This window comes from Bacillus sp. FSL R5-0447 (genome assembly GCF_038606125.1).
Lineage (GTDB): Bacteria > Bacillota > Bacilli > Bacillales > Bacillaceae > Bacillus > Bacillus velezensis.
The window spans coordinates 2,015,223-2,041,145 of record NZ_CP152012.1 but is presented as its reverse complement, the minus strand read 5'-3'; the positions used below and the strand labels follow the sequence as shown (position 1 = coordinate 2,041,145).

At 35.0% G+C, this 25,923-nt stretch carries 36 protein-coding genes; 5 read left to right on the top strand and 31 right to left on the bottom strand.

The window, feature by feature from the left end; all coding sequences use genetic code 11:
- Positions 1–236: 236 nt before the first annotated feature.
- The 5 genes from NYE68_RS10220 to dcm form a co-directional block, all read right to left on the bottom strand.
- The gene (locus NYE68_RS10220; RefSeq protein ID WP_069007289.1) at positions 237–995 is read right to left on the bottom strand and encodes a hypothetical protein; all 759 of its coding nucleotides are present in this window, start codon (positions 993–995) and stop codon (positions 237–239) included.
- A 187-nt stretch (positions 996–1,182) separates the two neighbouring features.
- Positions 1,183–1,380, bottom strand: coding sequence for a hypothetical protein (locus NYE68_RS10215; protein WP_342494117.1), 198 nt, complete (start codon positions 1,378–1,380; stop codon positions 1,183–1,185).
- 12 nt (positions 1,381–1,392) lie between these two features.
- Positions 1,393–1,620: a hypothetical protein gene (locus tag NYE68_RS10210; RefSeq protein ID WP_053574333.1), complete on the bottom strand. Its 228-nt coding sequence runs from the start codon at positions 1,618–1,620 to the stop codon at positions 1,393–1,395.
- 37 nt (positions 1,621–1,657) lie between these two features.
- Positions 1,658–1,873, bottom strand: a complete 216-nt coding sequence (locus NYE68_RS10205; RefSeq protein WP_095353282.1) for a hypothetical protein — start codon at positions 1,871–1,873, stop codon at positions 1,658–1,660.
- A 49-nt stretch (positions 1,874–1,922) separates the two neighbouring features.
- The gene (dcm, locus tag NYE68_RS10200) at positions 1,923–3,254 is read right to left on the bottom strand and encodes a DNA (cytosine-5-)-methyltransferase (RefSeq protein ID WP_342494116.1); all 1,332 of its coding nucleotides are present in this window, start codon (positions 3,252–3,254) and stop codon (positions 1,923–1,925) included.
- 145 nt (positions 3,255–3,399) lie between these two features.
- Here dcm and NYE68_RS10195 point away from each other — a divergent pair, with 145 nt between their 5' ends.
- On the top strand, positions 3,400–3,747 hold the full coding sequence (locus tag NYE68_RS10195; RefSeq protein WP_053574337.1) for a hypothetical protein: 348 nt from the start codon (positions 3,400–3,402) through the stop codon (positions 3,745–3,747).
- A gap of 38 nt (positions 3,748–3,785) precedes the next feature.
- Here NYE68_RS10195 and NYE68_RS10190 read toward each other — a convergent pair whose 3' ends face one another.
- The 18 genes from NYE68_RS10190 to NYE68_RS10105 all read right to left on the bottom strand — a co-directional run bounded on the left by NYE68_RS10190 (position 3,786) and on the right by NYE68_RS10105 (position 18,671).
- On the bottom strand, positions 3,786–4,283 hold the full coding sequence (locus NYE68_RS10190) for an AAA family ATPase (protein WP_053574338.1): 498 nt from the start codon (positions 4,281–4,283) through the stop codon (positions 3,786–3,788).
- Positions 4,280–4,438, bottom strand: coding sequence for a hypothetical protein (locus NYE68_RS10185; protein ID WP_095353281.1), 159 nt, complete (start codon positions 4,436–4,438; stop codon positions 4,280–4,282). Before NYE68_RS10185 ends, NYE68_RS10190 begins: the two co-directional genes overlap by 4 nt.
- Before the next feature lie 4 nt (positions 4,439–4,442).
- The gene (locus NYE68_RS10180) at positions 4,443–4,646 is read right to left on the bottom strand and encodes a YorP family protein (RefSeq protein WP_095353280.1); all 204 of its coding nucleotides are present in this window, start codon (positions 4,644–4,646) and stop codon (positions 4,443–4,445) included.
- An 11-nt stretch (positions 4,647–4,657) separates the two neighbouring features.
- On the bottom strand, positions 4,658–5,383 hold the full coding sequence (locus NYE68_RS10175) for a 3D domain-containing protein (protein WP_223609812.1): 726 nt from the start codon (positions 5,381–5,383) through the stop codon (positions 4,658–4,660).
- The gene (locus NYE68_RS10170; protein WP_174243291.1) at positions 5,380–7,104 is read right to left on the bottom strand and encodes a DNA polymerase domain-containing protein; all 1,725 of its coding nucleotides are present in this window, start codon (positions 7,102–7,104) and stop codon (positions 5,380–5,382) included. The genes NYE68_RS10175 and NYE68_RS10170 overlap by 4 nt, the downstream gene beginning before the upstream one ends.
- Positions 7,105–7,110: 6 nt before the next feature.
- The gene (locus tag NYE68_RS10165; protein ID WP_342494115.1) at positions 7,111–8,178 is read right to left on the bottom strand and encodes a PD-(D/E)XK nuclease family protein; all 1,068 of its coding nucleotides are present in this window, start codon (positions 8,176–8,178) and stop codon (positions 7,111–7,113) included.
- 15 nt (positions 8,179–8,193) lie between these two features.
- On the bottom strand, positions 8,194–9,210 hold the full coding sequence (locus tag NYE68_RS10160) for a hypothetical protein (RefSeq protein WP_342494114.1): 1,017 nt from the start codon (positions 9,208–9,210) through the stop codon (positions 8,194–8,196).
- A gap of 21 nt (positions 9,211–9,231) precedes the next feature.
- The gene (locus NYE68_RS10155) at positions 9,232–10,713 is read right to left on the bottom strand and encodes a DnaB-like helicase C-terminal domain-containing protein (RefSeq protein WP_094295836.1); all 1,482 of its coding nucleotides are present in this window, start codon (positions 10,711–10,713) and stop codon (positions 9,232–9,234) included.
- Positions 10,710–11,261 carry a hypothetical protein gene (locus NYE68_RS10150; protein WP_215532373.1) on the bottom strand — a complete coding sequence of 184 codons (552 nt, stop codon included), beginning with the start codon at positions 11,259–11,261 and terminating at the stop codon, positions 10,710–10,712. The genes NYE68_RS10155 and NYE68_RS10150 overlap by 4 nt, the downstream gene beginning before the upstream one ends.
- Before the next feature lie 48 nt (positions 11,262–11,309).
- Positions 11,310–12,425: an AAA family ATPase gene (locus NYE68_RS10145; protein WP_053574344.1), complete on the bottom strand. Its 1,116-nt coding sequence runs from the start codon at positions 12,423–12,425 to the stop codon at positions 11,310–11,312.
- Between the two features lie 55 nt (positions 12,426–12,480).
- A complete protein-coding gene (locus NYE68_RS10140) occupies positions 12,481–13,722 on the bottom strand; it encodes a hypothetical protein (RefSeq protein ID WP_215532374.1) in 1,242 nt (413 codons plus the stop codon).
- A 19-nt stretch (positions 13,723–13,741) separates the two neighbouring features.
- Complete coding sequence (locus NYE68_RS10135) at positions 13,742–14,116, bottom strand: hypothetical protein (protein WP_069007268.1); 375 nt, start codon at positions 14,114–14,116, stop codon at positions 13,742–13,744.
- A gap of 504 nt (positions 14,117–14,620) precedes the next feature.
- Complete coding sequence (locus NYE68_RS10130; protein ID WP_020954103.1) at positions 14,621–14,998, bottom strand: hypothetical protein; 378 nt, start codon at positions 14,996–14,998, stop codon at positions 14,621–14,623.
- 38 nt (positions 14,999–15,036) lie between these two features.
- Entirely contained in the window at positions 15,037–16,779 is a 1,743-nt protein-coding gene (locus tag NYE68_RS10125) for a right-handed parallel beta-helix repeat-containing protein (RefSeq protein WP_160182783.1), read from the bottom strand.
- Positions 16,776–17,600 carry a poly-gamma-glutamate hydrolase family protein gene (locus tag NYE68_RS10120; protein WP_160182784.1) on the bottom strand — a complete coding sequence of 275 codons (825 nt, stop codon included), beginning with the start codon at positions 17,598–17,600 and terminating at the stop codon, positions 16,776–16,778. Before NYE68_RS10120 ends, NYE68_RS10125 begins: the two co-directional genes overlap by 4 nt.
- Positions 17,601–17,695: 95 nt before the next feature.
- Complete coding sequence (locus NYE68_RS10115) at positions 17,696–18,091, bottom strand: YopX family protein (RefSeq protein WP_220007225.1); 396 nt, start codon at positions 18,089–18,091, stop codon at positions 17,696–17,698.
- Positions 18,088–18,450, bottom strand: coding sequence for a hypothetical protein (locus tag NYE68_RS10110; protein ID WP_342494113.1), 363 nt, complete (start codon positions 18,448–18,450; stop codon positions 18,088–18,090). Before NYE68_RS10110 ends, NYE68_RS10115 begins: the two co-directional genes overlap by 4 nt.
- Entirely contained in the window at positions 18,450–18,671 is a 222-nt protein-coding gene (locus NYE68_RS10105) for a hypothetical protein (RefSeq protein WP_053574161.1), read from the bottom strand. The genes NYE68_RS10110 and NYE68_RS10105 overlap by 1 nt, the downstream gene beginning before the upstream one ends.
- A 70-nt stretch (positions 18,672–18,741) precedes the next feature.
- Between NYE68_RS10105 and NYE68_RS10100 the strand changes: the two genes are divergently transcribed.
- Together NYE68_RS10100 and NYE68_RS10095 are read left to right on the top strand one after the other, a co-directional pair.
- Positions 18,742–19,416, top strand: a complete 675-nt coding sequence (locus NYE68_RS10100) for an SOS response-associated peptidase (protein ID WP_053574160.1) — start codon at positions 18,742–18,744, stop codon at positions 19,414–19,416.
- A 69-nt stretch (positions 19,417–19,485) separates the two neighbouring features.
- The gene (locus NYE68_RS10095) at positions 19,486–20,298 is read left to right on the top strand and encodes an ATP-dependent DNA ligase (protein ID WP_342494112.1); all 813 of its coding nucleotides are present in this window, start codon (positions 19,486–19,488) and stop codon (positions 20,296–20,298) included.
- A 392-nt stretch (positions 20,299–20,690) separates the two neighbouring features.
- On the opposite strand, the gene NYE68_RS10090 is transcribed toward NYE68_RS10095, so the two are convergent.
- The gene (locus NYE68_RS10090; protein WP_342494111.1) at positions 20,691–21,527 is read right to left on the bottom strand and encodes a hypothetical protein; all 837 of its coding nucleotides are present in this window, start codon (positions 21,525–21,527) and stop codon (positions 20,691–20,693) included.
- Between the two features lie 142 nt (positions 21,528–21,669).
- Here NYE68_RS10090 and NYE68_RS10085 point away from each other — a divergent pair, with 142 nt between their 5' ends.
- Positions 21,670–21,816 carry a hypothetical protein gene (locus NYE68_RS10085; RefSeq protein WP_342494110.1) on the top strand — a complete coding sequence of 49 codons (147 nt, stop codon included), beginning with the start codon at positions 21,670–21,672 and terminating at the stop codon, positions 21,814–21,816.
- Positions 21,817–21,899: 83 nt separating this feature from the next.
- On the opposite strand, the gene NYE68_RS10080 is transcribed toward NYE68_RS10085, so the two are convergent.
- Positions 21,900–22,208, bottom strand: a complete 309-nt coding sequence (locus tag NYE68_RS10080) for a hypothetical protein (RefSeq protein ID WP_222893576.1) — start codon at positions 22,206–22,208, stop codon at positions 21,900–21,902.
- 119 nt (positions 22,209–22,327) lie between these two features.
- On the opposite strand from NYE68_RS10080, the gene NYE68_RS10075 reads away from it, so the two are divergent.
- Positions 22,328–22,702, top strand: coding sequence for a YoqO family protein (locus NYE68_RS10075; RefSeq protein ID WP_342494109.1), 375 nt, complete (start codon positions 22,328–22,330; stop codon positions 22,700–22,702).
- Between the two features lie 17 nt (positions 22,703–22,719).
- On the opposite strand, the gene NYE68_RS10070 is transcribed toward NYE68_RS10075, so the two are convergent.
- The 6 genes from NYE68_RS10070 to NYE68_RS10045 form a co-directional block, all read right to left on the bottom strand.
- Positions 22,720–22,935: a hypothetical protein gene (locus tag NYE68_RS10070; protein ID WP_342494108.1), complete on the bottom strand. Its 216-nt coding sequence runs from the start codon at positions 22,933–22,935 to the stop codon at positions 22,720–22,722.
- Positions 22,936–23,125: 190 nt separating this feature from the next.
- Positions 23,126–23,389 (bottom strand): hypothetical protein, encoded by a 264-nt coding sequence (locus tag NYE68_RS10065; RefSeq protein ID WP_053574305.1) that lies wholly within the window; start codon positions 23,387–23,389, stop codon positions 23,126–23,128.
- A 15-nt stretch (positions 23,390–23,404) separates the two neighbouring features.
- Positions 23,405–24,031 carry an SLOG family protein gene (locus NYE68_RS10060; RefSeq protein ID WP_342494107.1) on the bottom strand — a complete coding sequence of 209 codons (627 nt, stop codon included), beginning with the start codon at positions 24,029–24,031 and terminating at the stop codon, positions 23,405–23,407.
- Between the two features lie 86 nt (positions 24,032–24,117).
- Complete coding sequence (locus NYE68_RS10055; RefSeq protein ID WP_224443666.1) at positions 24,118–24,315, bottom strand: hypothetical protein; 198 nt, start codon at positions 24,313–24,315, stop codon at positions 24,118–24,120.
- Positions 24,316–24,507: 192 nt separating this feature from the next.
- Positions 24,508–24,729: a hypothetical protein gene (locus tag NYE68_RS10050; protein ID WP_224443665.1), complete on the bottom strand. Its 222-nt coding sequence runs from the start codon at positions 24,727–24,729 to the stop codon at positions 24,508–24,510.
- Between the two features lie 41 nt (positions 24,730–24,770).
- Entirely contained in the window at positions 24,771–25,832 is a 1,062-nt protein-coding gene (locus tag NYE68_RS10045; RefSeq protein WP_342494106.1) for a hypothetical protein, read from the bottom strand.
- Positions 25,833–25,923 lie beyond the last annotated feature (91 nt).

Here is a 25,923-nt window from a genome sequence, read left to right as displayed (position 1 = left end):
ACTATTTTATTTTTATTCTAAATATTTTTTAAAAAGTAGGAGAGTTTCCTCCCCTACAGTACAGTAAGGCTGCTGCTAATGGTTTTGAGTTCGTTTATGAAATACACGAACAATTATTGCTGCTATGAAGAATAAGGCAAACAATCCAAAAGCCATTGATCCATTCTTTAAAATTATCCCAAAGATCAACAAAGCGCAACCAGACAAAATAAATAGTATTTTACTTAAGATATTGATCATTTACACTTCTCCATACAATCAAAGAATGCATTTACACCAATAATACCAGCAGAATTTACACAAGCATAGCAAGCAGTCCCTGCTGTTGCTGGAACACCAGCTGTGCATGAAACTCCACATAAAATAGCTAAACCGGTAATTGCCCATTGGCTAATATTTTTATCACCTAAGCAATCTGATACGCATCCAGTCCAACTCTTCTGAGCACTCATCATGTTAGATGAGCTTCCTTTGTCCTCTGAAGTTTGTTTTGTTTCAAAGACCCCAGACTTGTCCTCATCCTTAACACCATTAACCCAATAATTCATTTCATTTTGAGTACTGCTGATTTTCTTCATGTCAACTTCATAGTATTCTTCAATATTCATATCGCTATCAAACGAAACATTAAATGAACTGACTCTGTCTACTTTTTCAGTGTCTACGTATAAATAAGAAACTGAATAAGTCACTGTGCCATCATCATACTTAATAGCTCTAACTGATGCATTATCAAATACCTTTTCGTTTGATTTATGATACTTAATGTCTCCGTCTTCAATTGCTTTTTCTGCCTTGGATAGAAGTTTTTCCTTAGTCTTTTTACTCACATCAATAGTGTGATCTGCAATAAATTCTGCCTCTGATTTTACTTTATCCTTGTCGACATTATCTGTTGAGATTGTGCTCTTTGCATCACTGTTCGGAGGAAATGTTGAAAAGGCCAGGACAAATACGGCAACTAGTGCTAAGATCGTTCGATAAAAATTGTTCATTAAAATATCCCCTTTGTAAAAATATAATTCTCATCTGGCACCAATACTCATCAAACAAACAATCTCATAAATCACCTTCTTTCTTTAATAAATGCTACCAATCATATAAATAATTGTTAAGAAATACTGATGATTTTGAATATTAAGTAACACAGAAGTCCTTATATCAAGGGGATATTGCTCACCTTTATAAACAACTTATGTAATTTTGTAATTCCTTAGATTTAGTAAAAATCTCACCGAATTTTTTGTCTATAGTTTTCCATTGTCTTTCAGATGTTGACGGCAACTCATTTTCAAGATAAATGAACAACTCATCAACTCTGCTACTAAGTTGATCTATATTTTGCACAAGTGTTTCTTTTATTGAATCAGATATGCGCACGGACGTCCTCCCTTATGAAAAGATAATTACCGCCTTGCTGTTGTTATTTTTTATGTATGGAGCATATTTTCGTTCAAGATAATTCCTTGACTTTCCTTCTCCCAGACTCACATTATAAATATCTCTTACTTTATGTACTTCATATGCTTGTTCTTTTGCCTGTTCAGGTGATAACGCCTCAATTATTAAAGACGTATTTTCGTCTTTGTGATCTTTACATCTAACATAGTACCTTTTCAATAAACATCCCTTTATCCTTTCTTTTAATCCTGTTATATTAATCCTCTTTTAGATAAGACTTAAAGAAATCTTCTAGGTTTGCAGCAATTGCACCGACAACTTCTGCATAATGTGTATGGCTCTTCTCTTCGGATCTTAAAAGTTCAACTGCAGACTTAGCAATCGCTTTTATTTTCTCCTCGTCTAATTTTCCGCTTCTTACTTCGTCTTTAATCTTTTCGGCTTTCTCTTTTAAGCTTTCTGGATAGTTCACCGCAGACTCCACCTCTTATATTTTATTTTTACTCTTTAAAAGACAAATTTTATTCAGATTCTTTATTAACGTATGTATGTATTAATTCCTTGAATATTGACTCAAGCACAGTTACAGTAATTGAATTACCGGCTTGTTTATATAATTGTGAGTTACTTATTCCCGCAGCAAAAGCTTTTTCAAAGTCATCGTCATCAAATGCTTGGAGTCTCCAACATTCTAATGGAGTGAGCTTTCTAATTTTGTATTTTGGGTATTCTCCGATTGCTACTCCATGCCGATCAATTGTATTAACAGTAAAAGCCGGTTCACCGTTTTCTTTGAATCGTCTTCCATTCTGTCTTTTCTCTTCTCTTTCTGGCGTTAACACTGCTCTTACTTCATTTTGCTTTTCTGCAATCTTGGGCTCTCTGTGACCACCGCCCATTGTAGTTAATGTCAGTGAAAGTCCTTCTGGCGAGTAAACTCTTTTGATGGCATCGTGACCTTTTAAATCCACGTGTCCCACCATTACCGGTTCCCTTGTTTCTTGCTTTTGCTGTGGTGTGGCTCCCAGCTGCTCAACAAGTTTTTTCGTCTTTTCTTCATTTAAGTAATACTTTTCATCAACAAAATCCTCAAGAATTTCTCTCAACCTCTTTGTAACAGGGGTTTGTATAGGCCATTTAAAATTAAAACTCTTTATATTCAATTCTTGCAATCTCTTTTTAGCTTTACTCAGCACATCGTTTCGCTTTTTATCTAAAAACCATTGTTCATTTTCAACTAAATCTTCCCTAATGCAAATTATGTATATACGTTCCCGATTCTGTGGAACATTGAAAAACTTTGAATTAAGTAGCTCCAGGTCAATTCTATAGCCAATACTGTTCATTGTCTCAATAATTATTCTTAACACTTGTCCATTGCCACTATTAATTAACCCTTTTACATTTTCTAATATCACAAATTTCGGTTTCTTCTCTTCTGCTAACAAAGCTGTTTCAAAAAAGAGCGTTCCTCGTTCATCCTTAGGCTTAGAGGTAGCATTACACTTCGGGCATTTAACTCCCTTTTTATAATCTTCATAAGTAATTAAATGCTCATGCGAACAATTGCTACACTTATATTCCATACCATCACGATCGCCTGCTACTGAAAAAGTGGGACAAGGAAATCCACTTGCCAACAAATCAAAATATGAGATGTTATTTTTCTTAGCTTTACTTATGTCTCCAACATTCAATGTCTCACTTACATTATGAATTGCACAATATGACTTAATAGCATATTTATCAATTTCACTAAAGCCAACCAGTTCATATTCAACCCCAATGTTTCTTAGTGCAGCTTCAAACGCACCGATTCCACTAAAAAGACTCATTACTCGTAGTTTACTCAATAAACAACCTCCATATATTTTATTTTTATTCTAAATAAAATAAAATTGATCTTTTAAACAGTTTCACAAACACTTCACACATTTCAAATATTTAACATGCTAGACTGAAGTTGTAATCACAATCAAAACCTAGGAGGTAATTCTTATGAAAAAGTTTTACAAAGGCTTGATTGTTTCTGCTCTATCGCTTACAACACTAGCTCTCCCTGCATTCACATCACAAGCTTCAGCCCTAACACCTGTCAAATCAGTTGACCAAGTTAAGCAGCTAGGCGATCCGCTCGGTACAGTTGATTACCACATGCTTAGGAATTCTAACGTATCTCTATTAAAAGGTTACACCCGGTGGGAAATTGTTTCTGGAAGCAACCTTATTAGCATTAGTTCCAGTGGTGTTGTATCCTCTCATTCAACATTGGGCACAGCATTGGTTTACGCGTATGACATTAACGACAATTATGTAATTTTTAAAATTACAGTAGAAGCACGTTAGTTACTGAGGAGTGTTAATTCACTCCTTCTCTCAATTTTTTACTCAAATAATTGAATCAAACCTTCTACGATCTCATCACTATTCCATTGTTCTGTATCCCACGAATATGTATGTAATCCTACATCGCTCATTACTTCTCGGTATAACTCTAAGACCGGCTCAATGTCTCGATCATTTATGTATTCATCACCACGTTCAAGTAAACGCTGCTTAATAACTTTCGGATCAGCATGTAAATAAACCACTTTTGCTTTATATCTAATCTTCTCCTCAATCTCCCTTTGCTGATCTTCCGTTAAGATTGAGTAATCCTTGAACTTTCTCGCATAAACCAAATTTGAATATATGTATCGATCAATAATTACATTGTCCTCATCGGCCAGTTTGTTGAAGTGTTCAAACAGCTTCTCATTACCGCTCTTAGCTAATTCAAAGCTGGATCCCTTTATGACCGGATATCCAAGTTCTTTGCTAAGCTTATCTGCCACTGTTGATTTGTAGCAGCAGTCAGTTCCTTCTAAAATTATCATCGTCATTTATCTTCCACCCTTCTCACATTGCTGAAGCCAATTACTCTATATGAGCCATCTGGATACTCAACTTCTAATTGCTCATGTCCTTTATCAACTTGTGCAACAACACCAATTTCTTCTGTGAAACCAGCAATCACCTTCTCTCCCTTTTTAAACATACAATTAACCTCCTTTAGCTGGATTTAATTCATGCTCCTTGAAGAATGTAATATCACCTGTTTCATCACTGACTGCGTAATCATATGTAGCAGAGTGAAGCAACTCAATAATTTTCCCTTCCCGTCCCACATGATGAGGACAAGCACTCTTTGCATTCTCATTTATGATAACTTTTAACCCTTCTGGATAAGACCAAAACTTAGGCAATAAACCGCCTCCTAACTAATAATTGAGATTGTCCCATTTTGCTTGCCAAAATTAATTGCGTCACGCTCGGTTGCTACGAGCAAGTCCACTTTATTTCCAACGATTGCGCCACCAGTATCAATTGCAATTGCTTTGAACGTTTCCCCACCAATGCTTATTTCAACAATTGAATTCAAGGGAATGACACTTGGATCGGTTGCAATAACACGATACCCTTTGTAATAGATTGATTGAGTAACATCAACACCTGTTCTAGTTGTTCCTGTGCATCCTTCTTGGCAGTGTGCAATATAAGCACTCAGCTTAACCTGGATAGATTTCTTTGCGGCCGGTGCCTTGTTTTCTTTTCTTTGTTTGTATATTTTATTTTTACTCTTAAAAACTCTATGCTTTGCCTTTTCACCTCCTCTCATGTGCCTTTTCTTACTTTGCTTAGGTTTAATGAGTTTTGCTGAGATAATCTTCTCTGTATGCTTTTTTAATTGTTGTTCTTTGTTCGTTTGAGCTTTTTTAAATAACCGCAAGACAATATTCTCACTTGATGGGATCCTAATCTGTCTAGGCTTCTTATAAAATGATTCTTTTATTGAGTCTTCATTTCCCTCGGTTTTATGTAAATGTTGCTCATAACTTATGTAAGAAAAAGTGGTTAAGGGAATTAAAATCATCATACCATAAACAGACTTGAAAATGTGTGTTTTAATTTTATTTTTACTCTCAATGGCGATGCATATCACTTCTCCTTCTTTGTTTTCTTTCTATTCGATATTCCTAAATAATCATTTATTCGTTTTTTGGCTATCTCTATGTAATATTCCTTATCAAGATAATCAGGAACTTTTAAATCAATAACGTTATCATTATTGATAAAGCAGCGCGGTGGGGTATTTCCGATTTTTTCAATTCGTTCTTCTGTTTTAACCTTGAAAACACCTTTAGCATCTTCATCATTAGAAGCAAAAACTCTTAAAACTTTTTCAGGCAGCCTTTCTTCTCCATAGAGTGCATACATATATTTGTTTGAAACCTTTGATATCTTTTGAAATTCTCTTAACTGATCACATTCATTGATGGTTTTTTCAACTGGAATGTCTTTTGTAAAATACTCAATCATGGCTTTATTTACAATTGGTAAGTCATAATCCAGGTTGTTTAGTTTTTTAACATAAGCACCTTTAGATTTATACTTTTGGTCTTTATCAATGATTATATAGTTGTTTACATCCTTCTGATAAATCTTCTCATAAACATCCCACTCTAAATCTAGTCGTGTTCTGGTTTCCCACTCCTTTGCGACTTCCTTAATTAAATCAATATCAGATTCCTTTTCAACTTTCATAAACAACCCATCAGTATTTGACTGAATCAGTTTACAATACGGTTCAATTTTCTCGATCAAATCTAATAACAGCAGCTGCCCGGCTAAACATACGTTATTTGCCATTAACGGGTCGTATAGTGGATTATACTGATCTTTCATTGCTCCATACGTTGAGTTTAAAACAATCTTGTAGGGAGCCTGCTTAGGATCTTTTTTGCGTTTAAGTTCTAACCGTGTATCTCTGATTTCAGTATATTTCAAAGGGTTTTTCACGTTTCGACTTATGTAATCATATTCAATCATGATTGAAGGGTATAGAGATGCAACATCACAACATAAAATTATCCCCTCATCTTTATACTTTGGTATTGCGCCATGTAAACCTCCCCAGGCAAAAATATGAGGTACACCTGCAACATCCACCTTTAAATTTTTTTTATAATCTAGATTTTCAGGATTTCTATACCAATCAACAATGTGTTTATATTTTTTAATTTTTAATGTATTAGGAAATCTAAGTTCAAACTCATCTCCCCTGTTTCCTTGCTTTTCAGCCCCCAAGATAAATGCAGATAATTGGGCTTTTGTCTTTGTAAACATAGACATTTCCAAATCAAAGGCTTCAATTAGGGCCAATTGGCTTTCGAATTCCTCTTTTTTATTATCAAACACTTCAATTGTTTGTTTCACATCGTGAATACAGTACTCAACTACTTCCTTAATTTCTTTTTCTGTTAATGCTCTTGAGATATCAAATGGTACTGATGACTCTTTAATCCTTGAACCCATAAAGCCTTCTAGCTGCTTTAAGCTATGGAAACCGGTTGTTATGTCAAAGTTATTCAGTGGGATTTTATAACCTTTTCCAACAACATTAAATCCCTTTACATTATCATTAATGATTCTCGAACTAATGAAATATGGGTTCATTCCCAATAAAATTCCCTTTAGAATGTATTGGTCATACATTCTAGAGTTGTAACCAATCCAAATATCATCTTTAAACATCTTATAGAATCGTTTCAGTTCATCAACATCATCTACAATAACCTTACCCTTTTTAGTATCGTAATCGATCAGCACAACCATCCAGTTATGTTTAAAAACTTCAAAGTCATAGAATATCTTCCTCATCATTACCCCCTAAGAAAATAGGTTATCAAACAAATCAGTCTTATCCTTTTTCTTAAATTTATTTGATGATTTATTTAAAAAATCCTTATAAAACTTGCATGTTTTTCGGTGACCACATAAGACACTACAATAAAAGGAATTGTATTTATCTATTTTCACTGGTTCCCATTGGGTTTCATTTTCGCGGTCTTTATTTTCAATCTTTTTAACAGTATCAGTAATATATTCTTTCAGTTCATTAATTTTCTCTTCAGTAACTTCGTATTCAACTAAACAATCTTCAAGCCAATACTTATTTTTAATCTCTTCAGGTAAGCAGTCTATGCTATTTTCTTTTACTGCGTTATCTAACAACAGGTCAATTTCGAAATCATCATATTCCAGAGTGCGCATCTCTTTTTCTAGCTGCATTCGTATTTCCTTTACCCACTTACCCCTGTTACACATTTTCTTTTTCACTTTGGTTTTTCCTTGGGTACATACATAAACGTATTTCACCATGAACCATAGGATTTTATCTACTTTTAAGTCAGTTGTTTGCTCCAACGCAAGCTTGTACATCAATAACTGTCTTCCTGCTTCATTTAATTTCTTGCCGGCAAACTTACTTGATGTCTTCCAGTCATAAATACTAACGTACGGTTTTCCTTTTTCACTGGGCAGGATTGCATCTACATATCCTTGAAGATATATTCCATCTGATATTTCAAATACAAGCAGCTTCTCTAAAACCATTTTGCTGTCAATTTTATTAAAATTGTTTAGGAAATGACCAATGTCTGCTTTCCAGCTGTCCCCGATTGAGTCACTCGGAAAGTTGACTCCATTCAGCTCTAATTCAATTAATCTATTTTCAAATCCCTTTTTAAATTCTCCAATGTTTAATTCATTTTTATAAATCTGTTCAATCCCGTTATGTAATTCAGAACCCATAAGGGTATAAATATTATCTATGCCTTTCTTTTTCAAAACGTATGTATTGTAGTATTCATATTCACAGTTATTAAAGGTTCCGAGCTTTGAAAAGGAATAAATGTTTTTCCCTTGTTGTCTCAATTCATTTAATTTTTCTTTCAATCAATCATCTCCTTTTCATATCCAAACTGTACAGTCTCTAATTAGACGGTGTAGAGTGTTTTTATCAAGGTCTGCTGGTGCCATTTTTGATCCCTTAGGCAGATACTTGTTTTCACGATCAAATATGTACCCAACTTCATTTTCAAAGAAATTTTCAAACTTTAGGCTGTTGGCAATTTCTACGCTATGTTCTTCACCTAATCCTTCATCCATCATGACTAATGACTTTTTCGGAAACATTGATTTTATGTGATTTGCTTGAATTTCGCTTAAAAAGCTACCGCCTAAAGAAACTCCAACATTCAATCCCTTACTTGCTAAGGACATTGAATGTTTTTCCGATTCCCCGATCATAACAATGCTCTTTTCTCTAATTGAACCGTAATTTTCAACAAACCCGTATAGCGTTTTGGACTTGGGAAATGAAATAATAGGCAACCATTTTGTTTCTTCATCATTAACTTCCTTCTTATTAAGGCGCCCCATTACACCACACAATTCACCACTAAGAGATTTCCATGGAACCGTTATTCTTCCGGAAACACTATCGTAACCAACCTGGAACAAAGATTGGGTTATAGGTAATATTCCATCCTCATAAAACAACTTATTTGGAACAGATACAAATTGATCTAAAATGTCATCGGAATATGTTTCTAGATCCAAATCCAATGGATTACTTAGTTTTCTTATCTTCTTATAAAAACCTCCGAATGGTAACTCAGGTGGTTTATATTCTTCTTCACTTTTATAATCAACTATTTCAGATATCCTTTTGATTGTTTTTGGAAAAGATAAACCCAATTTATTTTGAACAAGTGTTATCAAGTCACCTTTTAAGTTGGTTGAAAAACAGGTTGCACCTAAAGTGGTTTTATTTACTTTTACTGATGTCGGATTTCTTCCTTTTTTTCTTGCACATCTATACTCATTTCCGCGTTCATCAACGTTGTAAAACCCCGTCTTTTCTAAAATAAGTTCTATGTAATCTGGCTTTTCAATAATGTGATTCTTAAGATCATATACGTCCATGATTTCACCGTCCCTTGGTAATCATGTCCGCTCTGTAGTTCTCTGATGTTTAGGAGTACAATAACCGAGCTCAATCCATTTATTCCATGCACCGTCAAATTGGTATAGCAACACTGTATCGCCTTCGTCATTCCGTGTCTTATTCAAAAAGAATAATCTATACTTCTTATTTGGGTCTAACTGAATTTCTTCTTTAATGTTAGTAAATTTTCCCGACGAGTCTTTTTTGAATCTATAGGGTTTAACATCGAATTTTCCTCCTGGGAATTCATCTTCCCATAAAGGTCTTGTTAGAACTAACTCGGAAACAATCTCCTTAACTGCTTTGGCATTTGATAAACAAGACGCTGTTAGATATCTTGTATTCTCCATATAAATGGCTAATTGCATTGTAATGATGATACAAATATCCTCTTTTTCCGCAACTTGTAATAACTGTTTTGAAGCTTCAATTAGCTCACCTGTTACATTAGTTGAAGCAGCATCTTCAGCTTTAAATGTATCGTAAAGCATATAACCGAAGCCTTGTTTTGCCATTCTTCTCATTATTCTCTTTACATCATTAATGCTGTAATCATATATCTTGGCAAATTTGATACGCCCCTTGTAATGCTTCTCATAATATTCAATTGCCTTTTGTAACATTTCCTTTTGCTCATGCTTCAGGTTGCCCATTTTTTGTTTCTTTCTTGGTAAACCATAATAACCAAGTTTATGACTTAAAATTGTTGCCATAAAAATATGTTGCCAAGCCCTTTTATTCATTTCATTGGCGATAATTGTTACCTTTTCACCCTGATCCAAAATTGACATGATATAAGAAGAAACACAAAAACTTGTTTTCCCTGTCCCACTAAATCCAGCAAAAATTTGAACATTAGATTTATGAAGTCCAAGCGTGTGATAATTCAATAATGGACATGCAGCTGAATAGCTTAATCCCATTTCTTCCCCGTTTTCAATTGATTCGACAAACTCTTCATTCAAATCCAGATCTTCAATTTTAACTCCTGAACCTCGACCTAGAAAAACATTATCTAATTGAAATTCAAAGTAACTGTACAATTGCTGACTCGTCATTTTTTTGAATTTATCAAGCTCGTTCGAAACATTGAATCCCTTATCATGAAGCTTTAGTATCATGTTAAATTTAATCAGTTCATCATAGTATGTCTCAACGTTTTCATCGTTTAGTACGTGCTTGAGTTCATCAATGGTTTTCATTCCACCTCGCCGAATAAAACCATTTTTTAATGTTTCTTTACCTTCTATGTAGCTGAAAACACTTGCATCATCAAAGCTCTTATAATTCATGTTGCTCAGTTCTAAACCTAGAGAGTAATAAAATTTCCCGTCTTCTGTTAGAAAATCTCTATCCGCCCTCACGTGGTCTTTATAATCCTCATACAAATCAGGGTTTTTCCATAAACAAAATATAAAGCTTCCTTCAATTTGTCCCCTGTTTTCAACTAATTCCTTTGGATAAGAATCTAAGTTGTTCAATACTCGTCCTCCCCATCCAGAAACTCTGTTATATTTTTTGGTGAATTGTTTTGTTTTAAAGATGTGGAAGCAACGATATTAGTTTGATTTACAATTGCAATATCAAGATGATGATTTTTTTCAATCATTCTCTGATTTTGCTCGTGTAGCCATTCCTTATAAACATCATTGATGTTACTTTCAACAATCTTAAAAATATAGCTAATCATTCCATACTCATTGTAAAACTCTTTATTTGTTAACCAATATTGAATTGTTTGTTGGTTCTTCTCAAAGCAAATTTGTATCACTTCATAATCATAAAAACTTTTTAGTTCGGCTATCTTTTTTAGAAAAATTGGAGAAATGACTTGACCCTCGCTATAATTCAAGACATCTTTCGCTATGTAATTTAAGAGGTTTTTTCGTTTCACCTTATCCTTGATATAGTTTTCATATTCATCCTTAGAACAGTAGTATTTATTTTTCCCCTTATCGTCAGAAACCCTGAAAAAAGTATCGACAGTTCCATTAGCTTTACATATTTGACATACACATCTTCTGGCCAAGAATACCCTCTCCTATTGATAAGGGGGAGACTCTCCCCCTCTTTTCCTTCAATTAGATAATGCTTCGACTATCTTTTCGAATGCTGTAGTTGGTACAATGTCTACCCCTTTAAAATCTTTCATATTAAATTGATCCATAATTTTCTTCATTTCCCCCTTAGCTTCGTCAGTTGCATTAGGGAATAGTGTCTTAATCTCTTCTGCCAATCTCTCATTCTCTTCTTTATCAATAAAAGATGAGTTGTTAACTTCGTTGTGAATTTGAATTTCTTTAATTTGCTCTTGTTCTTTTCTTTCTTCTTCAATGTTATTTGTGTTATTTTTTTGTTTATCAAAAGCCACATGGATAGCTTGTTCAATTGCTTTAATAAATTCATTCGGATCTAATGGAATTGATGGTGTGATATCTGAGAATCTTGACTTTGAATCAATATTAAAGTTATCATCTCTAAAAGTGATGATTCTTGATTCATCAACAACTGTTCCCACTGTTTTGTCAGGCCCAATTTTTTGTTTTACTGTTTTCTTTTCAATTGACCGATTAATAGATGCTACTCCCAAGACGTGGAGCTTGGTTTTAATCGCATTGAAGTATTTATGTGTCATATTGGTTGTCAGCATGTCATATTCCAAACCAGTAACTACGTCTGTCATTGTTCTTTTCTTCGTATGACCTAAAATAAACATGCTAATACCGACCTTTTTAAGTTTCCACATCTTTTCAAGAATTAACTCAATTACCTTGTCTTCTCCTGCCTGGAAACCACCGAATGCTGCTTTAATGGTATTCACTCTTTTTTCAGGATTTGCTTTATTGTGTAGTCTAATAACTTCTGGTTCTGTAATTTTAATCAACTCATCAAATGTGTCATATACTAAAACCTTTAAGTCAGCATAATCTGTTGTTCTGTTTTTAATAATATCTTTAGTAATTTCATCAAAGGTTGTCCAATCAGGAACATCTTCATAAGAGGCATTGGGGATGGCATCAATACCATCCTCTTTACCAATATTCAAGATTATATACCCGTCTTCTCCGACTAATTTTTCGCAAACTTCTTTAGCTAGAGTTGTTTTACCGATCCCCGATTCACCAATAATTCCAGTGTTATAATCGAGAGGATTAACTTTAATTTTATTCTTTTTACCAAATTTTCTTGCCATATGGATAAACATCTCCTTATTGTTTTTAAATAAATGTTAGTTAGGTCTTTTCAAATCAAGCAAATAACTCATCAAATGCATTATCTTTTTCTTCTTCAGTCACTTTAGGTTCTTCTTTTTCTACGGGTGGTGTAGAATTTTGAATCTGTTGTGGAATATATGTAAGATCTTCAATTTCATATGTAGATGTTGCGGCACCTTCTGTAAAATCATTAGAATCATTAATCTTTTTTAAAATAGGTTTTAAAAGTCTATTTTCTTCACGATTTTCGCCCAATAACCCTCCTTTAGGTTTAAAGTCATCCAGTGTGTTTAAACCTAAAGCAATCATTTCCTTTTGACTTTCCGTGAGTTCCTCTTCGGTAAACTCAATCTCATCAGCACCCCTGAAAATATTCACAACCCATTGAAGGTGAAATACTTCATCATTTTCAACTTTAAAGAAGTTTTTCAAGAGATCTAACCGTTTCATATGTAATTCATTTTCAAAGTCCAATTTTTGTGCATTGATGACTAATTGCTGAGGAAAAAATCGATCTTTTTTTGCCTGATTATCATAGCTAAGTACGTACGCATCAACAAAGTACCTTTTTTCTTCCTCAAATGACGATTCATCTAAAGATTCACTTGTGAAAAATACATCCATGGTGGCTCTTAGTTGAGATGGTGTATCACTACTTACAATTTCAATGGTTTTGATTTTGAACTTTCTAAAATTCCGTCCATTCCATGAATTGTATTCAATATTGCCTGTGATTTTAAATTTATTGTCTTTATGCTTTTCGAGGTTTTGGGACAAGTACTGAATAGCATCATATTCATGAATGAATTCTGCACCGTTTACGTTTAATTGTTTATATTCTCCCTTGAGAGTAGATAAAGTTTTATTTTCTTCTTCAGTAAGAGAGCCTTTCATTTCCAACCCTCTAATTTTAAATTTCAATTCATTTAATTTGGCTCTTGTTGACTCATCGTTTAAGTTAATTAGGATCTTAGAAAAATCAGCAACCATGTTTACTGTTTCTTCTTTCAACCGATCTTCCCATGGAATTTCGAGTCTTGATCCTTTTTCATTTTCTGTACCCTTGCTAAATGAAAACACTTTATTTTGTTTACTTTTTGAGTAACCACCTTCAATCTCAACAAAAACACTGTTTGTTTTTGACTCTTGAACTGCGAAGCTTAACCGTTCCTTAACCCATCCGCTGTCATATTCCTTAATTTCATGGAATTTCTCTTTATTTTTTGAAATAAATAGGTTGCCAATAAATTCAAATGTATTATAAAGTTTGCTCAATATAACGCCTCCGTTAATTTTATATTTTATTTTTACTCTTAAAATGCCTATAATGAGACTTGCTACTAAACTTACAATCCCTAATACCAAGTAGCTTGTTTAATTCTATGTATCTCTTTTTTGGAAAGTCCCAAGGTTCAGGATCACCTTTTACATTTTCAATCCTTATTACTGTTCCATGCCGGATTGTGATCTTTAAGTTTCCATATGAATATGTTTTAGAAAAAAGACCTCTTTTAATTCCTCTTGGTTTAAATTCCTTAACCAACATTACATTCCTGGTTAATTTTCTTCTTGCTTGGTCTTCGTCAATGTTGTAATTCCTTTTTACATCATTTTTGTAGGTATGCAAGGCTTCGGCAGATACTTTCAGTATCTTTAATTCCTTTTTCATCTCTTTCCTCCTTTCTCTCTTTGGGATAACTTAATCTTACATCATTAAAACGGCATGGTCAATAACTATTTTATTTTTATTCTGAAAAGTTTTAATGAGTTTCTTTACAATTGGGGTACAGACTGCATCTGAAGAATGATTTTCTTGTTTCCACCCCCAACAGCGTAATTTTATAAAATCATATCGAGAGTTAAGAAGCACCTTTACTTAGGCGCTTCTGTATAACAAACTATCCTATACCCGAAATTCAGCTGCGTATCTCTTATCTGATCCTTCATTACCGTAATCAGAAACTTTTGCAAAGTCCGTTGTGAAAGTTTCATCTGGGTACTCACGGATCATTTTTCTACATAGGTTAGACAGAGCTTCTTGCTTCGTTCTGCCATATTCATATACCAACACATTAAACACCCCTTAACATTATTATGAGAGAACCTTTTCCTTCTCATCCTTAATGTACCCACTTAACGATATGACAAATCAAAACGAGTGAAAATTCTAAAATTAAACAACTTCACTCCATGACCACATGTTCATTGTTTGCAGCGTAAAACCGTCAGGAAGCTTTTTCATTTTTACATTTACATTATATCTTTTCCCAGTGGTCTTATGAATTACAGCAAGTTCTTCACCATCATAGAACCGCACAATTGCTTCATTAAATTCAATTGGCTGATCAACCACGTAACCTTCTTTGAGCGCTTTGATATACAGATAAGGATCTGTTTTATAAAGCTCATATAGTCTATTGCCAAAGTCTTCGTGTTTATCTCTAAGCAGATTAAAATTAATTAGGGATATGTACAGTTTTTCCGATATGTTTAGCTTGTTCTTGAAATACCGGATTGCTTCATCTTGTTCTTTACTTAAAATATTGGCCATATATCCATCTCCCAATCTTGTTAAAACTACAATTTTATTTAGACTACAACATCTCCTTCTGCTGTCTTCAGCGTTCCACTATCATATGTGTTATGAATTAACGTTGTATTCTTTGCTTTATCTGTGCAATAAGGGTGAGATAATAGCTTACCTCCAATTCCCCGCGCATCATTTCTTACAAGCCGTACTTTGTCCGTATTCTCCAAATACACTCCATATCCCTGGTCTGTTGAACGATTAAACATGATCTCATTATTGTTTAACATGTGTTCTGAACCACCTGTCAGGTGGATAGCAATCAATGACTTACAGAAATAAATCTGATTCTCACTGATCTGACAGCTGTATTTCTCGGATGTACCTTTGATTGCAACATTTCTTGGATTATGAATTTCATTTCTGTTGAAATACACTTCAGAATCCTTATCCCAAAAGATGCCGTATCCACTTCCGCTTAAGAATAGGTCATTCAACATTAAACGAACTGATTGAGACCTCTCACAATAAATTCCCCCGTGCACATTTGCAAATTCATTAATTGCAAAGCTTACACGGTTCGAATCCATGATTTTAATGGCATAAGCAGATGTGGTATTTCCCCCTTTATTATTTGTAACTCTCACATCTTTTGAGTTTCGCACTTGAACTTGTATACAATCGCTGTTTTCAATATGATTATTCGAAATAAAAACATCTTCAGCTTCATGTGTTGCAATCGGACAAGCCGCGATGTTTTCAAGTATATTGTTCGTTACATCAATCCCTTTACCTCTTACACATATGCCTATTTCAAACCCTCTTACAGTGTTACCGCTGATTTGTACTCTATTTCCTGACTCCGTGCTTGAAACACCCACCGAGTCAATTCCATATTTCTTGGATTTTCCCTTATTAATAATCTTGTTGTCCTTAACACTGACATCAGTGCTGTATCCATAAGAGATAACATTGTCACTAAAGTTTCCTTCTAAGTTTACTTCACCGCTTGTGTGAGCTGTAACGGATCCACGCCCATTATTTTTAAACCGGCAGTTTCGTACAGTTAATTTGTATGGGTGATCATACTTAATTCCGTTTTCTCCAAAACCCTCTAAATCAATTCCTAATTGTGGCCCAATGGTATCTCCCCCAGCTTCCTCTATATCACAGTCGTCTACAAGAAGACCTTCACAACCATTGGTAGCCAGATTATTTCTTCTCCCTCTTAAAAGAGTACACTTTCGAACGGTTACATTCTTTGAAGGCGTATACGCTCCTGAAGTGTTCATCATCCCATCGGCTGCTATCCAAATGTTATCTCCAATACAGTCAGAGACTTGCACATTTTCAATTAACACATTACTGCTGCCATGAATATGAATTCCGTATCCCCATTCATGTGTCCTTTTAATTGAAGTTACTTTTGAATAATCATGCTCGTATCGATCCCCTATAATTTGACCGCCACGAATCGTTACATTGCTCGCTTGGCCAATATAAAAACAGGAGTAGCCTTGAGAATCATTAGGCAACACTTTAAAAACAGCCTCTGGATGAAGTATTAACTCAATATTCGAAGGAACATTAATACCTCCACCGAATTCAGGCAACCGCCTTGACATATTCACAGCATCAATTAGATAGGTACCTTTTGGAATATGTACTTTATAGAATGATTTTGAGCTTGCATACTCTAAAGCTCGGTTTATTCCTTCTGTTGTTTCAATTGCATTTGACCCTTTATCATCAATTCCCCAATCCAGAGCATCAACAAAATAGTATAAGGACTGCTCCATGTTCATGTTGTCAAACCGTTCCCTTCTACATTTTCACTGAGAAACCGTGAAAGAGTGTCAATGAAATTATAAAAGGTCTCATTTCTTGTTCCTGAGCGCCCTTTGAGAGAAAAGGTGTTAAACATTGATTTTCGCAGTCCAGTACTTAACTCAAGTTGAATGCTCTTTCCTGTTTTATTTTTATTGGCCACGTTATTTGGACTGCTACCGGATAACCTCGTCCCCTCATCAAGAAGCTCTGCAGAGTAACCGGCATTATTTAATGTGTTTGTTATCGCTTCAGCTTTCTCCCGATCTGTGCCGCCAACTAAAACATGTTGATCATTACTTGCGTACCCGTGAAGTGAAAGTGTGAACTCATGTTCCTTCAACATTTCAAGTGCTTGTGGTTCATCAAAATTCGTACTGGTTAAGTGTAAATCAAATGCTCCTGGTGTCTTTAAAGCTTCAAAAAGATATGTAGAGTATGCTTCGCTTAATTCCTTTGCAAGCTCACTTGTTCCCCCTTCTATGCCACCTCCATGGGGAGCAAGAATTAATACATCGGTGTCTTTCTCTTTTGAGAATACACTGAAATTGAACGGGGATTCATTAGCTTTAAGCTCTTCAAAGTTCCGATACTTGTCCGCTGCTAAAATACTCACTGGATTCAGGAATGAAACCAGAGCAGTCACCAAGACTGGAAAAGTCTTCTTAACTGTGCTATACTTTAATAGCTTCGCTTCAGGGTGAAGTGTGCAGATTAGAGTGTACCGTCCAAAGTCTCTCTTTTCTGCTCCTTTAGTCTTTTTTAACAGTTCCTCTATTCTGTTTTTAATCCTCAACAATTAACAACCACTCCTTTTTATTTTTGTTTTATTCTTAAAACTCAAATCACATAGATAACTCACATGTTATCACCCCCTTAAATAAAATATCGTTTTTATTTAGACTCCAAAAGCTCTGGATTTTGATAGACTGTTCCGAGAAATTCAGAATCTGCCCCGCAATCGCCAAGAGACTCATAATGACCGTTAGTATATTCTCCGTAAAATGCGGCTAAATCATTGTCGTAAACAACCTTAAATATTCTCCCCAAAGCGTCTTTTCGAATGTCTCCCTCCCAAATCTCCTGCCCGGCCTCACTTTTGTCCTTTAATCCGGTGTATTGCCCGACTGTTTCTGATCTCACACTGTAAGCAAATGGAACCCCAGCTTTATTAGAGATATAAGAACCAGGATCAATACCCATGCTTTTGATTCTTTGCTTAATGATTGATAGGTTGCCGTAATACCATTCTCCATTAATGCTCATTCCTCGAAACTTAATTTCTCTCATTCTTCCGCCTCCATTTTTAATCTATTTTCATCCTTATAAATCTCTGTTTTATCAAATTTCTTTCTTAGAAATTCATATTTCTTGAGCGTACGTTCATTCTGATCTTCTTCCTTTAACTCTTCCATTACCTTACGGATTAACGGTCTCCAAACGATCAAGTACTTTAGAATAAAAGAACATGGTATTCCAATGCTTACAACAAACATTCCAATTCTTCGTGTTATTATCCTCTGATTGTCTATGGCAGTTAAACCACCAAATAGAAAATATACGAACAAGTTCATACCTACTAACGCTAAAGCTCCAAGGAAAAGTTCTCTTCTTAATATCCGTGCATCTCTCAATAAATTCAGAAACATCACCCTAATACACTTATTTTATTTTTATCCAATAAATCAATTATGTAAGTCTCATACATGTCATCCCAATAAGGATCTGTTCTTGCTATGTATTTCTTTGCTCTTCCATTCTCCTTAATCTTAAAGGTTTGCCCCTTTTGAATATCAGTGAACTTCTTCTTTGTCCATATCCCTCTAATTAACACATCCACTTCTTTAACCTCAACTGTTTGCTGCTTCATCACATTCCTCCTTTTTGATTTTCGTGTATCAAGCCTGTACAATATTCAAAAACCCTAAAGGATGATGAACATGTGTGGCAGGTTCACTTTATTTTCTGAGTTTGACGACATCATCGAACAGTTCAATATAGACCAATTTTTGTCTGAAGACGAATACAACCCAAGCTATAATGTCGCTCCATCACAAAACATCCTGACAATCATTAATGATGGATCAAATAATCGTCTGGGCAAACTTAGATGGGGTCTTATACCTCCTTGGGCTAAGGATGAAAAGATCGGGTATAAAATGATTAATGCTCGTGCTGAAACATTGGCCGAGAAACCCAGCTTTCGAAAGCCACTCGTAAGCAAACGTTGTATCATCCCAGCTGACAGTTTTTATGAATGGAAGCGTCTTGATCCAAAGACTAAGATTCCTATGCGTATTAAGCTCAAATCCTCCAATCTCTTTGCTTTTGCCGGCTTATATGAAAAGTGGAACACGTCAGAAGGAAATCCGCTGTATACTTGCACAATCATCACAACAAAGCCTAATGAGCTTATGGAAGACATTCATGATCGGATGCCAGTTATCCTTACAGATGAGAATGAAAAGGAATGGCTAAATCCTAAAAACACTGACCCTGATTATCTTCAGAGCTTACTGTTGCCGTACAACTCTAATGACATGGAAGCTTATCAAGTTTCATCCTTAGTTAACTCACCTAAAAACAACTCACCGGAGCTCATTGAATCCCATTAAGTACCACAGTCATTTTGCTTTATATATCACCTTCGCTTAGCTATTATGTTCTAAGTAGGAGGTGATATATTGTTTGTATCGCCAATGTTATTGCATTCAATCAAAGAGCCATTTGATGACGATGGTTATATTACCGAGCTGAAGTTTGATGGAATTAGACTGATCCTCTCCAAGTTTAATGATCAGATAAAGCTTTACACTCGTCACAACAATGAAGTAACAAGCAAGTTCCCAGAACTGTTGGATCTCGATATCCCCAACGGAACTGTTATAGATGGTGAAATCATTGTTGCTACCCCAGGAGGCGCTCCAGATTTCGAAGCCGTGATGGAACGCTTTATGTCTAAGAAATCAGCCCATAAGGTGGTTTACTGTGTATTCGATGTAATTTATATTGATGGGCATTCAATCGCTAATAAGCCGCTCACTGAACGTAAAAACGTCCTTTTAGACCTTAAGCTTGATCATAATAATGTCTTTGTTATTGAAGGCCTGCAAGGAAACGGATTAGCTTACTTTAATCTAGCCAAAGAAAAGAATCTTGAAGGAATCGTACTAAAGAAAGCTAACTCCCCTTATGAAATCAATAAACGTTCCCATAGCTGGCTGAAAGTGATTAACTATGATTACACAGATGTGCTTATCACAGGCTACACCAAAGAGGATATAAAGTTTCTTCTGTCTTATCCTGATGGTACTGCAGCTGGATTTATGGAATTCATGCCGAACGCAGAACGAAGTAAGTTCCACTCTATGAAACATGTAAAGTCTGAATCTGATGAATATGTATTTATAGAACCGATCTTATGTAAGGTTAAGCACAGATTTAAGACTAAGCATGGTAAACTACGCATACCTTCCTTTGAATCCTGGAGAGTCTAATCTCTCCGTTACATAATTCCTTAGTGACTCGCCATTACACACCAAATAAAAATTTAGTACATGTTGCTATTAGTTAGATCTGATAAAAGCACTATCTGCAAACGATTGATAATATGAATTGCATTACACCGGTGACAATTTACCTCAAACTGGAGACCCGGCTCATACATCACTGTATGACCACATTTTTTACAGCTAAAAATATCCTCAGTAGTTACCTCAAAAATTATTATCACCTCTCTATAAAATAACTATTTTATTTTGATTCTAATATGATCACCAAATATCATAGCCCACAAAATCATTTAAAATATTGGACATTTCCTCTTCCTCTTCTTCTGTTAATCCGTATTCAGCAAGCCTGCTTAAATAATCTTCTCGTTCGTTCTTGATCAATTCTTTTCCTCCTTTAATTCCACATTAATATTTAACACGTTTGCAATCCGTTTACCCACCTCATCGGAAACTGTTTGTGACACCCTTTCTTTAAATCCATACAGCAGTCGATCTCCATTTCTAAACCCTTCTTCAATAAGTGATTCAATCTTTTCTCCCGCAAATCTATCCAGTTTTCCTGACTCTGACATCTTCTGAACTTCATTAGAAACCGCTATACTAATCATTTCTTGTACGTCTTGCCTTGAAATACCTAATTCATTATGTATGTAGTTTTTGACTTCTTTGTATACACTATTTTTATTTTCAAAGGTCTTCTCTTTATCTAGAGGGACGAGAACGTAATAATGTCCATGATAAAAGCCGCTATATAATTCTCCCTCATCTTCGTATGTATCAACATCTACTCCATCATCGCCGGCTTTGCGGACAATTCGGACAATGCCATTCGACTCTCCTTTATAAACATGAATAACCTTTTCGCCCGCTTCCGCCTTGCGATCAACCATTTCATAACGCATTCCATTAATGTGGATGATGTCGGTCGGTTCGAGTACCCGGTATTCTGAGAGATGGATAAGTCCGTAAGTATTATTAACGGATGATGCGTCGTCGCAATACACGGCTCCATCCGCTGTGTGGTAAGTACGGTCTACCGTAAAAATATCGCCGATTTCGTACCATTCTTCGAAATCCACTTTTTCAACGATTATGATATTCTCCCCAACCTCCGCCTTCCGATCGACCTCAATGTATTCCCGCTTGGTGCCACCTAGTTTTTCATCAACCAATACGTGAATCTTTGTATTTGTGTTCGCCTTAGTTTCTGCCATTTACTCCACCTCTATATTTTTTATGTTTTTTCAATTCTTTTTTGATTTTCGTATTGCTTTTCACTCTTTTATTAATAGATGCGTGTCATACACATGCCATCTAAGAGAGATAGGACATTTTTGTCTCAGGAGGCGAAAGGCAATGAAAATTCTTATGGATCTTTTCACAAATTGGATTTTTGAAAAAGTCATGGATTACATGCTAGCTGCTATAATTTGGTTTGTATTCAAGTCAAAGCAGAATGAGTATCCCGATGACTTTGAGGAAAGAAGGCGTTATAGAGATTAACACCCCTTCTGCGATCGTTATCGGATTTTTATAATTTCGATAACGATCCATCCTTATATGTTTAGTTGAAAACTATCTTTTATTTAGACTTGTTCAGCTCTCTCCAACATTTCTAAAAAGGATTGTGCCTCTTTTAGTTTGGTACTGTAGTCTTCAATCTCTTTCTTTGTATTGGCCAATTTATCAAAACCCACTTGCCATTCATCGTTATGAATTCTGATGAAAGATTTAATCTTAATACCATCAAACCAAACATCTAATACCAGTCTGTTGCCTGAAGTGTTATCAATTTTGCTAAAGGCAACTTCTTTATTGGAACCCGCGTAAAGTACCTTTTTAATTGGCTCATTGCTAAAGTATTCTGTTTCCTTGGTTACTATATAAGTGTTCATTTTGCTGCCTCCCATTGTTTAAAATCACGATTTTAATTTAACTTTAATGTGTATCATCTTGAGAAAATCCCCTTTAATTGGTAAACTCATACCAAACTTACATACGAGTGGGTGATCCCTTGAATAAAACAATCGGTATTACTGGATTAATCATCAGTATTGTGGCGCAATCATTTTCGGCCGATGATTCGTTATCCCACAAGATCGCTACGGGTTTATTATTTTTATCAATAGCAATTTATAATTTTGACCATGCTAAAGATTATTCTAAAGCATCCCTTGTCGTAATATGCCTTTCCTTTTTCATACTTGCCTTGGGTATTCATAAGCTTCTTTCCTTTTCCAGTGACCTATTTGACAATGTGAATATAAATTTCGGAGCAATATTCATCCTTCAAATCACAATAATAATTGGATCTGTTGCAATAGCTATCAGTATAATGAAATTTATCTGTGATCGTCTAAAAAAGAAACCTAACGGTAAAGAGTGTTAATCCCTCTTTGCCCTTTTTTATGCTAAACGCTTCTTCCTGTGCAATCTTTTATGTATGAAATCAAAGGCAATATCAACCTTTGCCTGTTCCTTCTCCTCAGCTACTCGTTCCGTAACAACAATCAGTTGTCCATTTTCCTGGTGTTCAATGCTATGGACTGAATATCCTTTAGCAGCGTAATATTCACCAATAATCTCATCAACGTGGTTGCTAAGCAGATTCCTCTTGATCACCCTTGTAACCTCCACTTATTTTATTTTTATTCTTCAAATATCTATATGTATTCCATCCGCAGCCGTCAAATACGCTTATGTCCGCTCCAAGATGCCATCTAAACCAAACTAAATTAAACCAGGCTGTATCAATTATGTGCTTTAAATAACCTATGTGCCTTCCTCCTTACAATGAAATAATCCTTTTAATTCAATATTTAAATTCTGCACCAAACAATGATTTGCATTCTTCTAAAGTGAATGGTTCTTCAAGAAACAATTCATTTTCTTTGTTAAATGTTATGCAAAATTGGTTCTCCCTTAGAGGAAGTGGGCAATCGCCTAGTCCTTCAACTTTAACAACGTCGCCTACTGCAATCGTTCCTCCTGTAATCAATTCTTTGAAATCTAAAGTTTCATCATTATGCGATCCCCAATTAACTCCATCTAAATTCACAATTTTAAATTCCTTCATGTTATATGTTCCTCCTCATCCAGGCGTATAGCTTATATCCAATTCAAAATCACATTTCGGATGTAGCCTCCAAATTTGATGTCCTAAGTATGTTTTCCTAGCGTAATTCAGACAGTTCCTTGTCCCACTTTTACTTCCATCATAGACAGCTACTATTGCTTCACTGTGATCAATCATGTATTCATTTCGTTTTTGCATTTTAGCCGATGAAAATTCCCCTGATACAGCTCCACTAACTTTATATTTATCTAATTCTTCAACATTGGTAATCTCATCTGCCACATCAAGCATACGTTTGTACCACATTTTTTGTTCTTCAGACCACACTTTATCTTGTTCTTTGAAAGGTGTAGCAATTATGTTTTTAATATGTGGGTATTTCTTCTTTAGAATATGTACACACCAACAAGCAGCCTGATCAGTTCCTAATGCTCCACCAGTTATGAACCTGGACTTGTTTTCCTTAGTGATTAATTCTTCAATTACTTCAAGCAGCTTTTCTTTGAGTTTAAGCATTGTTGGATTTTTCATATCATATCCACCCAATTTGTTCGGCCTATGACCAGTGAAGCACACCGTTTTCTTTCTTAAAGTCTCCTTTTCTTGATATATCCGCTCACGTTCATTTCTCTCAATTCCCATCTGCTTAATATATTCAGGATCACTAAGTTTTTTGAAATTGACTATCGGTTCTCACCCTTTCTTTAAAACAGTCTTTTTATCCAATCTTAGACCATTTTGGGATTGTTAATTATCTTATTAAAGCAGTTGTCAGTAACTTCAATTCTCGGAAGTAAGATTTCACCCGCTTCAGTGCTTGAGTCCCAATTCACTTCTTTAAGGCTGGAAATCATCCCTTTTTCATCAATGGAATACTGAATAGCAATTTTATCAGCCCCACATTCATATCTTTGTCTAATCTTCATCGCTAAGCCCCCTGCTAAACTTCAAAAGTTTTGTGTTTACCCTTTAATCACTTAATTTTAATATAGCGTCTGCCGGCTCCGAAGTCATTTCTTTTCTTTAAACTTCAGTTTTATTTTGATTTAACTTCAACTGTTAAACTGTCTGGATAGTTCTTCAGATGTCTGCTGTTCTTTGTGTAACATGCCTTTAATTCAACAGTTGGAATTTTGGTTTTCATGGTCGCCATCATCTTTGTGGTTATTAGAAAGCTCTTTAATTAGCAACTGCCCAAGTTCATCACTGATATATCTCCAATCAGCTCCTTCAGGTGTTCTAATACCAAGTGAAAACCCGCCGCAAAGTGTATCCTCTGCCAGTCTTAGTACACCATCGCTTGTTTTAAGCAGCTCATATTTAACCATCCCTTTAATCATTACTCCTCTTCCTTTCTCTTTAAAATTTTACTTTTATCCAATTACACAGTTTCTTGTGATTCACAGTAATACTTATAGGTTTTTTCGTTAATTTTAATTTGTCTCGTTCCATTAAATAAAATATAACTATGATCAAAACTTCCTTTTTTCTTACCTCTTGAGAAATACTTTGGATCAGTAATGACTAGCCCATTTTTTTCAATATGTTCTACCATAAGATTATATGCTGCTCTGCTATACTTAACTTCTGGGACAGTATTCCCTCCCTTGTCTGTTAAATTAATACTGATGTATTCATCTTGATAGCCAATATTTCCTTGAGGAGATAAATAAATCCCTAGATCTCTAGCAAGATTTTCAGCAAATCTATTATGTGGTAAATTCGATATAGAAAACACATTGAATTTTTTCGCTATTGCATCAGGTGACATATCACCATCCCGAAGAACAGTTGTTTTAGAAAGTTTAGCCTCTATTTGATCTACTTTTTCTGTAACTTCGGCAATTTCTTTAGAACTCAAATAAAGTTTTAATTCCGTTTTATATGTGTTTAATTGATTTAATGCAACTAAGTCATTCTCGTCAAGATATACAATATCGGCATATCTTTTTACTTTGATTCTAAGAGTTCTTTCTTTCTCATCTTCAATTTTCTTTAGTTCATTTTCAATCTGATCGAACCTCCCCTCTTGTCTTAAACTGGGACTTACTTCTCTTCGCATAAATTTTTTAAAGTGAGTTGCGTGTCCTGAGTTTGATGCATACATTGTTCCGAATATTCCCTCTTCGAAAACAATATCTATTCTAGGAACTGACTTATACTGATCATACAAGGTCGTCACTGAATTGGTTACGACCTGAGTAAGGTCGTCACTTTGCTTTATAGTATTCTTAAATCTTTTTAATTCTTCTCCTTCTAATGTTTCAAATTCGTATCCAGTCTCAAAGCACTCTCTTTCCTTTACATCATTCCAAGCCTTCTTTGGGTGTGTATAACCCTCAAAAGCTAAAAGTTCTGTGGAAATTGTTGCTGTTCTTCCTTGGTATTCAAAAATAAACAACTCTTTTCCACTTTCAACTGAAAAATTTTTCAAAGTATTCATTTTTTCCTCCTATTAAATTTCTAATTTCTTTTTTGAATGGATCCATTCGCGCATTGATCCTTCTTAGAAACTCTAATTTTTCGAAAGACTG